The organism is Curtobacterium sp. VKM Ac-2887 (assembly GCF_015350935.1).
Taxonomy (GTDB): Bacteria; Actinomycetota; Actinomycetes; order Actinomycetales; family Microbacteriaceae; genus Curtobacterium.
In genome coordinates this window covers 1-10,777 of sequence record NZ_JADKSB010000035.1, presented here as the reverse complement: position 1 = coordinate 10,777, position 10,777 = coordinate 1, and the positions used below count along the sequence as shown (strand labels likewise).

The 10,777-nt window shown below is 66.0% G+C and carries 16 protein-coding genes; 11 read left to right on the top strand and 5 right to left on the bottom strand.

From position 1 onward, the window contains the following. Positions 1-119 precede the first annotated feature (119 nt). Positions 120-698 carry a hypothetical protein gene (locus ITJ69_RS19895; protein ID WP_159573415.1) on the bottom strand — a complete coding sequence of 193 codons (579 nt, stop codon included), beginning with the start codon at positions 696-698 and terminating at the stop codon, positions 120-122. Here ITJ69_RS19895 and ITJ69_RS19890 point away from each other — a divergent pair. Then, positions 672-1,049 (top strand): hypothetical protein, encoded by a 378-nt coding sequence (locus ITJ69_RS19890; protein ID WP_159573416.1) that lies wholly within the window; start codon positions 672-674, stop codon positions 1,047-1,049. The genes ITJ69_RS19895 and ITJ69_RS19890 overlap by 27 nt on opposite strands. Then, a complete protein-coding gene (locus ITJ69_RS19885) occupies positions 1,049-1,351 on the top strand; it encodes a hypothetical protein (protein WP_159573417.1) in 303 nt (100 codons plus the stop codon). The genes ITJ69_RS19890 and ITJ69_RS19885 overlap by 1 nt, the downstream gene beginning before the upstream one ends. Before the next feature lie 180 nt (positions 1,352-1,531). Here the strand turns inward: ITJ69_RS19885 and ITJ69_RS19880 are convergent, their stop codons facing one another. Together ITJ69_RS19880 and ITJ69_RS19875 are read right to left on the bottom strand one after the other, a co-directional pair. Next, entirely contained in the window at positions 1,532-2,038 is a 507-nt protein-coding gene (locus ITJ69_RS19880; protein ID WP_159573418.1) for a hypothetical protein, read from the bottom strand. A 143-nt stretch (positions 2,039-2,181) separates the two neighbouring features. Then, positions 2,182-2,325, bottom strand: a complete 144-nt coding sequence (locus ITJ69_RS19875) for a helix-turn-helix domain-containing protein (protein WP_416354945.1) — start codon at positions 2,323-2,325, stop codon at positions 2,182-2,184. Between the two features lie 16 nt (positions 2,326-2,341). Between ITJ69_RS19875 and ITJ69_RS19870 the strand changes: the two genes are divergently transcribed. Together ITJ69_RS19870 and ITJ69_RS19865 are read left to right on the top strand one after the other, a co-directional pair. Beyond that, positions 2,342-2,542: a glutaredoxin domain-containing protein gene (locus ITJ69_RS19870; RefSeq protein WP_323743164.1), complete on the top strand. Its 201-nt coding sequence runs from the start codon at positions 2,342-2,344 to the stop codon at positions 2,540-2,542. A gap of 17 nt (positions 2,543-2,559) precedes the next feature. Then, positions 2,560-2,988 carry a hypothetical protein gene (locus ITJ69_RS19865; protein WP_194673804.1) on the top strand — a complete coding sequence of 143 codons (429 nt, stop codon included), beginning with the start codon at positions 2,560-2,562 and terminating at the stop codon, positions 2,986-2,988. Positions 2,989-3,137: 149 nt separating this feature from the next. Here ITJ69_RS19865 and ITJ69_RS19860 read toward each other — a convergent pair whose 3' ends face one another. Further along, positions 3,138-3,623 carry a hypothetical protein gene (locus tag ITJ69_RS19860; RefSeq protein WP_194673803.1) on the bottom strand — a complete coding sequence of 162 codons (486 nt, stop codon included), beginning with the start codon at positions 3,621-3,623 and terminating at the stop codon, positions 3,138-3,140. A 238-nt stretch (positions 3,624-3,861) separates the two neighbouring features. On the opposite strand from ITJ69_RS19860, the gene ITJ69_RS19855 reads away from it, so the two are divergent. The 3 genes from ITJ69_RS19855 to ITJ69_RS19845 all read left to right on the top strand — a co-directional run bounded on the left by ITJ69_RS19855 (position 3,862) and on the right by ITJ69_RS19845 (position 6,196). Further along, a complete protein-coding gene (locus tag ITJ69_RS19855) occupies positions 3,862-4,740 on the top strand; it encodes an Ig-like domain-containing protein (RefSeq protein ID WP_159573423.1) in 879 nt (292 codons plus the stop codon). A gap of 140 nt (positions 4,741-4,880) precedes the next feature. Next, on the top strand, positions 4,881-5,507 hold the full coding sequence (locus ITJ69_RS19850) for a GntR family transcriptional regulator (RefSeq protein WP_159573424.1): 627 nt from the start codon (positions 4,881-4,883) through the stop codon (positions 5,505-5,507). After that, positions 5,507-6,196 carry a GntR family transcriptional regulator gene (locus tag ITJ69_RS19845; protein ID WP_194673802.1) on the top strand — a complete coding sequence of 230 codons (690 nt, stop codon included), beginning with the start codon at positions 5,507-5,509 and terminating at the stop codon, positions 6,194-6,196. The genes ITJ69_RS19850 and ITJ69_RS19845 overlap by 1 nt, the downstream gene beginning before the upstream one ends. 49 nt (positions 6,197-6,245) lie before the next feature. Here ITJ69_RS19845 and wecB read toward each other — a convergent pair whose 3' ends face one another. Further along, positions 6,246-7,361, bottom strand: a complete 1,116-nt coding sequence (gene wecB, locus ITJ69_RS19840; RefSeq protein ID WP_159573426.1) for a non-hydrolyzing UDP-N-acetylglucosamine 2-epimerase — start codon at positions 7,359-7,361, stop codon at positions 6,246-6,248. 156 nt (positions 7,362-7,517) lie between these two features. Between wecB and ITJ69_RS19835 the strand changes: the two genes are divergently transcribed. From ITJ69_RS19835 to ITJ69_RS19820, 4 genes are all read left to right on the top strand, one after another. Further along, entirely contained in the window at positions 7,518-8,132 is a 615-nt protein-coding gene (locus ITJ69_RS19835) for a GntR family transcriptional regulator (RefSeq protein WP_228549970.1), read from the top strand. A gap of 91 nt (positions 8,133-8,223) precedes the next feature. Beyond that, positions 8,224-8,400 carry a hypothetical protein gene (locus ITJ69_RS19830; RefSeq protein ID WP_159573428.1) on the top strand — a complete coding sequence of 59 codons (177 nt, stop codon included), beginning with the start codon at positions 8,224-8,226 and terminating at the stop codon, positions 8,398-8,400. Between the two features lie 89 nt (positions 8,401-8,489). Then, entirely contained in the window at positions 8,490-9,848 is a 1,359-nt protein-coding gene (locus ITJ69_RS19825) for a glycosyltransferase family 2 protein (protein ID WP_159573429.1), read from the top strand. 5 nt (positions 9,849-9,853) lie between these two features. Continuing rightward, positions 9,854-10,501 carry a hypothetical protein gene (locus ITJ69_RS19820; protein ID WP_159573430.1) on the top strand — a complete coding sequence of 216 codons (648 nt, stop codon included), beginning with the start codon at positions 9,854-9,856 and terminating at the stop codon, positions 10,499-10,501. The last annotated feature ends 276 nt before the right edge of the window (positions 10,502-10,777 follow it).

Genomic DNA, 10,777 nt, shown 5'->3' with positions numbered 1-10,777 from the left:
ACTGGCCGGATCCACTCGAGCCACGGGCTCACGCCCGCAGCCCGAGTGTCACCAACGTGATGACTCAGTACACCTAGGCCAGCCCGACCAGATCCACGGACGACTGCGCTATCGGCGGACTACTGCTGGTCCGGGAGGAATTCGTCCGCGAACTCAACCCAACCGCTGCCAGCCTCTGCTCCCAGTGCCGGCAGCACCGGAAGCGCTCCGTCCACGAAGGGGGCGACGAACACCTGCCCCTCGCTAACGACGACCCGACGGGTGACCACGACGTCCTCCGCGAAGGCGTCGTGCAGGAACGGCAGGATCCGTCTGCCGTGCAGCCATTCGAGCGTGTTCAGCGTCCGGATCGCCAAGACCATGACGCGCGCCACGAGCGGAACAGCGGCATGGAAGCGTTCCTCGACACCAAACGAGTGCGCGCCTTGACGCTTGTCGGTGTCGGCGTGGACAACGTCGCCGTAGATCCACGCGTACGCAAGCTCGTGGTCCGCCAGCGCTTCCTCCGGCGCCTCCCCCTGCTTGACCCGCACCTCGTACGCTGAGCGGCTGACTTTCTGCGACGCGACGACCTTCCAGTCCTCGCGCAGCTTCTTCAACGCCGTCATCGCGTCGGCGTCGGCATCGGTCTCGCGAGCGAAGTACAGCAGCGCTTTCATCGTCTTGAGGCAGTGCGCATCTTCCTCGTTGAGCAGCAACGGCCGGATCCGGGCAGCCGCACTTTCGACCTGCTCTTCCGGCGGTTCGACGTCGAGACGCTCGAGGAGTTCGACGAGGTGATCTCGACGGCCCGCGACTTCAACCCGGACCTGGAGGTCCGTAGCCTGCTGAGCCAGGCACCCACCAATCACAACGAGACGGAAACAGAAGACGTCTCCGAGTTCATCGTGGAGTACCCCCAGGTCAAGCCCCTCGAAACCGTTCTGTACTCGCGCAAGGCCTACCGCGACGCCGCCGCTCCTGGTCTTGGAGTGATGGAGCTCTCGGTATCGAAGGCGAAGCAGGCGCGGGCTGAGATTCAGGAGCTCACGGCGGAGGTGTACGGCTGATGCCCATCGCACGGAACAAGAAGACGACGGTGGATCCCGACGCGATCGCCGCGTTCGGGGCCGCGGCCGACGCGCTGCCCTCCGAGGCGCGTGAGGCCGCAACGCCAAAGTCGCAGGCGAAGGCGCCCTCTCCGGCTGCGGGTGATGCTCCCCTGACGGCGCTCGTTCGCTGGCGCGGACACGAAGAGCTCCGCGACCGGATTGCCGACTACAACAAGGCGACTCGGTACCCGAATCACGCGATCATGCTCCGAGCAATGGAGATTGGCATGGAGTACATCGAGAAGCACGGCATGGAGTAGAGCGCACTAGCTCCTGCTAGTCGCTGCTACCGCCCACAAGCACTGGATAGCCCCTGATATTGTCTGATATCCGGGGCTATCGGCATTGGTGGCCACGCCCGGTATCGTGAATGAGCCGGCGCCCCTCGTGCTCGTCGGCACGGTGCCCCCGGCCCAATCCGGGGGCACCACTCCCACCGGTCACTCCCCGCTGGCCACGCCCTCCCGCGTGAAGCATTCGGCGGAGCGCCGCTCGATCTGCCTCTTGCCCTGCAGGCGCACAGCGTAGGCGTGCCACACGACATCCTTGCCGTGCGGAGCGGTGGCGTGGTCCTCGAAAATCCAGTCGACAACTCCGCCGACGGGGATCTGGTGGGGCACCGTGGGGCCGTGCGAAAGGATGAACTGTTTCGGGTCGAGGCCCGCTGGGTTGCGCTGCTCGAGGTTGTGCACGACGATCTGTGCGCGGCGCTTCGACGCACTTCGCGGATCGTGAGCGTGACCAAGCCCGACGTCCCAGACAGTCAGTGGCGTCTTTCCGAGGTTCTGGACGGTGACCGTGAAGGGCACGTTGAACACGTGCGGCCGGGCCGACGGAGTGAAGCAGTCGTGCTGCAGAGTGACCACGAGGCGCGCGCGGTTACGGATGGCGTTGACGATCCCGACGATGGCCGTAATGAGCGACAGCGCGAGGGCGGCGATCGCCACCCAGTCGAGGTTGTCGGTCCAAGATGGCGGTGGGTCAGCGGGGGCGTCGCGAGCAGGCGTAGGAGCACGGTCGAAGCCTACGATTCGGACGCCTGAGCGAGCCGTCGTCTGTGATAGCACCTGATAGCGTGTGCTATTAGGCGCTAGCCATCAAGGCGGGGGAGCGCGAGATCCGACGCAGAGTCGACCGGGTTCCGGTCGAGCGCCCGGTACACCGTCGCGCGTCCGATTCCGAACAGTTCGACGAGCTCCGCGACCGAGTGATCCCCGGCACGGTGGAGCGCCACGAGCAAGCCGTTGTGCGTGCAGTGCACCGCCACGTACCGTGCCCTCGACAACAAGGGCGTCACCTACGAGGTCATCGACCTCACCACGCAGCCCGTCGACGTCGTAGAGAGCTTCAAGGCCCGCGGCCTGATGCAGGCACCCATCGTCGTCACCGCCACCGTCACCGATACGTGGGCTGGCTTCCAGCCCGACAAGATCGCTGCCCTGACCGCCTGACCGAGGACATGAAGACCATGACCGAGAGCACGCCGAACCCACCACGATGGGAGTGGGCGATGACGGCCGACGAGTCGCCCGAGCCGGTCGACGTGTTCTCCGGGCCCGCGGCCTACGACGAGCTCGCAGCGCCGCCGGTGGCCGCGGGCCGTGAGATCCCGATGGGGGAGTTCACCGAGCGGGAGTGGGCAATCTTTCGACAGGGACAGCGGTGGGGCTGGGAATCTCGGCGGTCCGAGGTGGACGCCGCGTGGAACGCCTACAACGGCGCCGACTACGACGCCGATCGGTACTACCGGGCCGCATACGACCACGACAACCACGACTGCACCATCCACGCCAACAAGGGTCCGTACCAGGGAGCGCGTGCCCGCCTGTTGCAGTGGGACTACTGGCCCGACGAGGAAGAAATGCTCCCGCTCGACACCAACCGAGGGGACGCATGACCAGAGCTCGGAGGCCCTCCTCACGTAAGCGTGAGTGCCTCCCCGCCAGCTAGCGCCCTCGGTCGTCTCTCTCCCGACCGGGACGCTTCCCTGTCCGCGCTACGCGGACCGCCGCAGAGTGGTGTAGCAGGCGGATTCGCGGGCGGGTGTTAGCGCTTCGCGCGGCGACGCCCGGACCGGACGGCCGCACGTGGCCGTGCGTCGGTGCTGCCGCCGCTCATGATGACAAGCATCAGTGCGATCGCGCCGGCGAAGCCGAGGACCGCCAGCGCTGAACCGACGAACGTGTGCGAGATCTCGTACCCGGGGTCGAGGCCCCATGTCAGGGTCGACCAGGCGATGAGTCCGAGGCGCAACTGGTTCACGACAACGACCGTGACGACGCCGACGAGTGTCGCCAGCAACCAACGCAGCGGCGACACTCGGGTGAATCCGATGAGCGCGGCCGACAAGAACATGATCGGTGCGGCAAGGATCACGATCGTGCACTCCACGGTGATCCGGAACGCGATGATTTGCGTATCGGAGAGGTGCAACAGGAAGGTGTCTCCCCACAGCATGCTGCGGTTCTGTGTCACCGGGCCGATCCAGTACGACGCCAGAGCCGCTTCGACGTGACGGACCTGGTCGAGCATCACGATGAGCACGATGCCCACCCCGGCCGCGAGAGCCCCAAGTAGGTGTCGGACGGTACGGGTGAGGGGGTGCATCCGGACGGGTGGTGCCGCGATCGTGGACATGACGCTCCTTCTGTTGCGACCACAGTAGATCTAAAATTTTCTGTGTTCAAGTGTTGCACACAAAAATATTTGTGCTTACAGTGGTTGCAATACCGCAGCAGTCGGCTGCACCACCAACCGAAGGACTGATCACTTGCGCAAGACCCTCAAGGCATCGCTCAGCGTCGCCGCTCTCGCCGTTGCCGGCACTGCCCTGCTCGCCAGCCCCGCGAACGCGACGGACATGCCGTCGACGACCACGATCGCCGCCGGCCAGCACGCGAACGTCCCCTTCACTATGCAGAACGACGGCGCCACGATTCCCGGCATGGTGGGTGCCGGATCGATCACGTTCAACGCCCCGGCGAACACCACCTTCGGCGCTCAGGCGGGTGTCACGACGCAGTACTCCAGCGATCGTGGCACGACCTGGGTCGGCAACGCGGCAGTCATCGGTAACTGCACCGTGGGTGGCGCCGGTAAGACGCTGACCTGCACGCAGACGACGAACTCCAGCTGGCCCGCCGGTGGACAGTTCCGCTTCCTCCCTGTCGTGACAGTCGACGCGGGTGCGCAGGCTGGCACGTACTCGGCAAATTCCACCTACAGCTTCGAGGTGGCAAACGGCGGTGGGCCCCGCACGGAGACTGCGAGCCTGAATGTTCGCGTCATCGTGAAGCCCGCCGCACCGACCGTGTCGAACATCGACAACGGGTCGGGCAACACTGTGCTCTCCGGCGACGGCGTGCCCGGTGCGACCGTCACCATCAAGGACGACCAGGGCAACACCGTCGGTACCGCAACCGTCGGTGCGAGCGGCAAGTGGACCGCCGACCTCGGCTCGAACCTCTCCGGCACCGCCTCGGACCTGACCATCACCCAGACCGCTAACGGCCTCGATTCCGACCCGACCACGGTCAGCGCCGCGAACCTCCCGATCGCGAACCCCGCGGTCGCTGGCGGCCTCGGCCTCGCCGCCGCCGCTGCCCTCGGAGCGGTCGTGCTCGTGCGCCGCAAGCGCGCCACCGCGTAGAACAGAACGAACACTCACGGTGCTGGGGTCCGACAACAGTCGGACCCCAGCACCGCTGTTTTCACGCCAAGCTGAAATCGGACGCGGCAGCAAGGCGCCAACTCATCATCTGATATACGTGCTACTGGTAGGCTGAGTGCGTGCCGATTCCTCAAGCTGCGAAGCATAGTGTCCGGCCGGCCCTCGCGGACGTCGTGATGCGTCAACTGCGGCAGGTCATCGAAGACGGGCAACTTGAGCCCGGAGAAGCAATCGATGAGCAGGCCATTGAGGCCTGGACGGGCGCATCAAGGACTCCGGTGCGCGAAGCGATCGACCGCCTCGCAGCGATCGGGCTGCTCGACGTACAGCCGCAGCGCACCACCCGCGTCAGCGTTGACGACCGGGAACGTGTCCGGGCAACCCTCCGAACCCTCGACGCGTTTCTCCCCGCTTGTGTGTCGTTGGTGCTGCCTGTTCTGTCCCAGCCAGAGCGGACGAGACTTGCGAGCTTGCTCATACCCAACGGCCGGGCACTGTTCGTCGCAGATGGGATGCTCGCCGAGCTCGTCAGACTGGTTGGGAACGACCGCGTCACTCGGACGTGGGACGATCTCGCTCCATTCGTGCGGCGGCACTGGAACCTCGTGCCAGACGATGCGCCGGCCTTCGAGCAGGAGGACATCGACGCGTTGCGGACGGCGATCGCAGATGCAGACGCAGACCGTGCCAGCGCGGTCCTGTCAGCATGGTTCCAACGCGTCGCCTCGAGAGAAGGGATCAGCTGATGCCGTTGCCTCCTCTCGGAAGCGGCGCCGACGCGCCCAGCAGGCCGCTGCTGAAGGACATCGCGTTCGAGCGTCTCTACGCAGCAATCCAGGACGGCACACTCGAACCAGGTGAGGTCCTTGCCGATGAGGCACTGCTCGCCTGGCTGGGGATGTCGAAGAACCCGGTGCGGCACGCGTTGCTGCGTCTCCGAGACGCTGGACTCGTCGACATTAGAGTCGGGCGACCCACGCGGGTGAGCGCCCTCGACCCGGATCGCACCAATCGTTCGCTGCTGCTGTCCGGCATGATCAACGAGTGGGCGGTGCGTGCTACGACCGCAACTCTTACCGATGCGCAGCGACTTGCCGCGGCCGAAGCGATCGGATCTCTCCGCGACCACATCGCGGCCGAGGACTGGTTCGCCATCGAGCGGGCGGTGGCTGATTTCTTCCGCGTCTTCACCGACGCGACCGGGAACGAGGTCCTTCGTTGGCAGGTCGATCGGCTCTCTCAGCAGCTGGCACGGTTTATGCGGCCAGGAGCGTCACGTGTGGACCCAGCGGTTATGCACGCTGGCATCGACGCCGTGAACGTTGCCGTGCAGCAGCGCGATGCGGCCGCGGCAGGTGCTGCGGTTGCAGCGTTGTATGAACCGACCAGGTCAGTGTTCTTGGAGCGCGGCCGGGTCGTCCTCCCGGCCGACTGACGACGATGGGCGCCCGGTCGTGTCGACCGGGCGCCCATCGGGGTTCAGCTCAAGCGGCGCGGACCGCGGGCATCGGTGTCGCGGTACCGAGCTCGAGCGCGATCTGTGCGATCCGCCAGCTGGCGCTCCCGTCGCCGTACGGGGACGGGGTTCCATCGAGCGACGTGTTGTCGGACTCGTCGAGAAACGCCCGTGCTGCCGCGGCGATGTCTTGCTCGGGTGTGACGAGACGGGCGAAGCCGGAGTCGACCGCTTCGGGGCGCTCGGTCGATCGGCGGATGACTAGGAGTGGCTTCTTCAGGACCGTGCACTCCTCCTGCACTCCGCCGGAGTCGGCGACGATCAGTCGGCAGCGGGACGCTAGCCACAAGAACGATGCGTGACCGACCGGCGCGGTGACGGTCATGCCCTCCAGCAGGTCCGACAGGCCGAAGCGGGTGATTGCGCTGCGGGTGCGCGGGTGCAGGGGGAGTACCACCGGCAGCCCGGTGCCGCGCAGCCCCTCGAGCACCCGGCGGAGCGCAGGCTCCGAGTCGGTGTTCTCGGGGCGGTGGATGGTCGCGAGGACGAACGTGTCCGGCACGCCCGGTACCGCAGCGGTTGGATCTGACTCGGCGCGGGCGAGCGAGTCCAACGTCGCCTCGACGACCGTGTTCCCGGTGACGACGATGCGGGCGGGGTCGACGCCCTCTCCTTCGAGGTTCCGCCGGTTCACCTCGGTCGCAGCGCAGTGCACGTCGGCGAGGGCGCCGACCACGAGACGGTTCAGTTCTTCCGGCATCGCTCGGTCGTACGAACGAAGACCGGCCTCGACGTGCACGAGCGGGATCCCGAGGTAGCTGGCAGCCTGTGCACCCGCCGACACTGCGTTCGTGTCGCCCTGAACGATCACGGCGGCGGGGCGGTTCTGCTCGAACTCCGCGGTGAGCGCAGCGATCGCGGATGCGATCTGTGTCCCGCGTCCCTTCCCCCCGATCCCTGTGAGGACCACGTCGGGCGTCCCGATACCGAGCTGGTCGAGGAACTGGCCCGACATGGTCTCGTCGTAGTGCTGGCCCGTGTGGATGACCCGCGCGGCGTCGCCGAGTTCCCGCACGATCCCGGCGAGCTTGATGATCTCCGGCCGCGTCCCCATGACGACGGCGATCGACTTCGGCTGTGCCATCTGTGTTCCTCCTGTGCTGAGTCCGACCATCGGACAATCAAATATTAGATGCTCTTGTGTTCAGTTGCAAGATGTGTGAGTATCTGACTACAGAAAATTTCAGATCCGCTCTGGCGGAGGTTGGAGATTGACATGCCGCGGTACGGCGCGCAACTGATGGATCGGCGACTCCTGTCCGACCAGGCCTACGACGTGCTCCTGCGCCGCGTGGTCCGCGGAGAGATGGCGCCCGGTGAGCGGATCAACGTCGATGCGATCGCGGAGGAGCTCCGCATCTCCCGCACGCCGGTGCGGGAGGCGGTCACCAAGCTCTCCTGGATGCGCTTCGCCTCCGTCGAGCGCAACGCACGCACGATGGTCGCCGAGTGGACGGCGGAGGACATGCGGCACCGGCTCATCGTCGTCGGCCGTCTCGCCGCACTGATGGCGGCGGATCCGGAGCTCCCGCTCGACGAGCTCGGGGCGGCCGTGGAGGGGGCCGAGGACGTCGATGCGTACCTCGGTGCCATCGAGTACCTGGTCGGCCGGGCGTCGAACCGTGTGGCTGCTCATGCGGTCGCTGACCACGTGGTGCCGCTGCGCATGTACTTCGACGTCCTCGAGTCCGCGCACGGGATCACCTGCCGGGCAAGCGCCGGCGAACGCGAAGAGGCGCTCCGCGCGATGCGGGCGGGATGTGCCAGCGGTGATCGACAGGCGGTCGGCATCGCGGTGAACGCCTACACGGAACTGCTCGCGGCTGCCCTCCGAGCGGCCGAAGCGCCCGTCTGACAGGCAGGGTTGCCCCTTCGCTTCAAGCATGCAACCATAGATCATAGAATATTTTAGATGGTTCGATGGTCGGACTGTCAGAAAGGAAGACATGTACGGAGGAGGCAACGGCCTCGGGCCCACCGCGGGTGGCCTCGGCGTTAGCGCACTGGCCTACACCGGGACTGGCTCGATGCTGCTCCCGCTGGTGGTCACCGGGCTGGCCCTGGCACTCGGGATCGCGCTCCTGGCGCGCAAGCGCTGGCTCAGCCGAGACGTTCCCGCCTGACGCACCACGGGCGCTGCCGCTGACCGCGGCGGCGCCCGACACCACCGTCACTCTCATCCCTGAAGTTCCGATCTCCCGAAGGATCCGTCTTGCTCCAGATCATGAACGCCTTCACCACGGTGATGGGTGTGATGTTCATCGCGTACATCTTCTTCATCCTCGTCCCGTTCCTGCGGTACCCGAAGGTGAACCCCGGGACCGCAGCCGACTTCGAGTACCACTTCTTCATCCCCTGCCGCGACGAGGAAGTGGTCGTCGCGACCACGATCGAACGCGCCCGCGGCGACTTCCCCGGCGCCCACGTCTGGGTGATCGACGACGACAGCGAAGACCGAACGTCCGAGATCGCGAACTCCTACGCTGCCCGAGACGAGCACGTGCACGTCGTCCAGCGTCGCCGTCCCGACGCGCGAACCGGGAAGGGTGATGCGCTGAACGCCGCCTTCGCGCAGTTGAACGCGTGGTTGCCCGCCGATGTCGACCGGACCCGGGTCATCGTCACGGTCGTCGACGCCGACGGAGAGATGGCGCCGAACGCTCTGGACGTCTGCGCCGCCGACGACGTGTTCGGTGATCCCGAGGTGGGGGCAGCACAGATCGCGGTCTGGATGAAGAACCGGGACGACAAGAAACCGTTCCCCGAACGTGGCGTCCTCGCCAACCTCACCGCCCGCTGGATGCTCCGCATGCAGGACCTCGAGTTCCGGACCGTCATCGCCGGCATGCAGTCCCTCCGAGCCCGGACGGGAACGGTCGGTCTCGGCGGCAACGGCCAGTTCACGCGCCTGTCCACGCTGGACGCGATCGCGGCGCTCTACGGAGATCCGTGGCACGGCGCCCTCCTCGAGGACTACGAGCTGGGTGTGCACGTGCTGCTCGCTGGCTCCAAGATCAAGCACGTCTACGACACCCACGTGTCCCAAGAAGCCCTCCCGTCTGTTCGTCGCCTCCTCACCCAGCGCACCCGCTGGGCGCAGGGCAACATCCAGTGCGTCCGGTACATCCCTGAGATCGTCAAGTCGCGGCACTTCGACGCCGCCGGCGTGCTGGAGACCTGCTACTACCTGGTGCTGCCGTTCCTGCAGATGCTCGGCGCGATCTCCTTCCTGATCATCTCCGCGTTCCTCGGGTACCAGCTCGTCACCGACCCGGCATCTCGCGCCGCACAGCTGAACAACCTGCCCTGGCTGATCGCCCTCAACGTCGTCTTCGCGATCGGGCCGTTCGCCGTGTGGGGGCCCGTGTACAAGCGCCGCTGTGAACCCGGCACCAGCTGGGGCGCCGCGCTGCTCTACGGCCTCGGCATGTGGCTGTACGTCTACTACATGTACATCTGCATCGCGCGCGCCTTCTCCCGCATTGCACGCCGGCGAAACGGCTGGGCCAAAACGCGCCGCAATGGCGAAGCACACGTCGTCCTCAATGGCTCCGTCGCCGTCGAGAGCTGAACCGCATGAACACCCTCACCCGCATCATCGGCATCATCATCCTCGACACCTCAGCAGCCGTCGGGGGCGCCTGTGCCCTCTGGCACAGCGGCGGCACTACCGCGACCACCGGCTCCGTCATGATCCAATTCGTTCTGGCGCTCGCGCTGATCGCCGCGCTCACACTTCGCCATGTGCTTGTCGGGCGCACCACCGTCCTCGAACGCGATGTACGCGCCATCACGATTGAGCTCCCGGTGGCGATCGCGCACATCGTGCTCATCATCGGCGCAGCGATCTCGTGGGGTGTCTCCGGCCAGTACTACTGGGGATGGCAGCTCACGTTCGCAGCAATCTTCCTCGTCGTGACAGTCGTCCTGCAACTCCTTGCAGACGTGACCACTGGACGTAACCGGTCGCCGGCGGATCGACCCGAGCAGCAGATCCTCGAGCGGTTTTTCACCCTCGAAACCTGGCGTCTGATTTCCCTGACAGCAGCCGTCGCCACTTTGGCCCTCGCACACTCCATCCACCGTTGGGACCCGGGCATGGTGAACTTCCTCATCCTGTTCGACGCCGCCGTCATCGGAGTCACCCTCGCACTGCGGCTCCTGCTCACCGCGCGGAAACAAACAGAGAACACATCCCGCAGCGCGCAAGATTCCACGCCATGAGGGCTGACAGACCAGCGATGCGGCCTGTCTAACCGGCTCCTGGCGCACTCGGCGCGGCCGCACTCGCGGCCGTGACAGCGGTCGGGACGGCGCGGTATCGCATCGTCCTGCTCATGTGGTACTTCACCGCAAACGATCGTTTCTGGACAGGTCGACGGGAGGGGCCGACACTGTGACTGTTCACGTTGTGCTGCAGGGTCGGGACTGCTGCAGGTTGGGTTGACTCGTTGGTTTAGGCCGCGAGTGCTGCCTGTGGGTTGATGATTGCTTCGTACT

Excerpts from the sequence above, each read along its gene's own strand:
- ITJ69_RS19845 (WP_194673802.1), top strand. The coding sequence starts at position 5,507 with ATGCCGTTGCCTCCTCTCGGAAGCGGCGCCGACGCGCCCAGCAGGCCG.
- ITJ69_RS19885 (WP_159573417.1), top strand. The coding sequence starts at position 1,049 with ATGCCCATCGCACGGAACAAGAAGACGACGGTGGATCCCGACGCGATC.
- ITJ69_RS19835 (WP_228549970.1), top strand. The coding sequence starts at position 7,518 with ATGGATCGGCGACTCCTGTCCGACCAGGCCTACGACGTGCTCCTGCGC.
- ITJ69_RS19865 (WP_194673804.1), top strand. The coding sequence starts at position 2,560 with ATGACCGAGAGCACGCCGAACCCACCACGATGGGAGTGGGCGATGACG.
- ITJ69_RS19820 (WP_159573430.1), top strand. The coding sequence starts at position 9,854 with ATGAACACCCTCACCCGCATCATCGGCATCATCATCCTCGACACCTCA.
- wecB (WP_159573426.1), bottom strand. The coding sequence starts at position 7,361 with ATGGCACAGCCGAAGTCGATCGCCGTCGTCATGGGGACGCGGCCGGAG.
- ITJ69_RS19830 (WP_159573428.1), top strand. The coding sequence starts at position 8,224 with ATGTACGGAGGAGGCAACGGCCTCGGGCCCACCGCGGGTGGCCTCGGC.
- ITJ69_RS19860 (WP_194673803.1), bottom strand. The coding sequence starts at position 3,623 with ATGCTCGACCAGGTCCGTCACGTCGAAGCGGCTCTGGCGTCGTACTGG.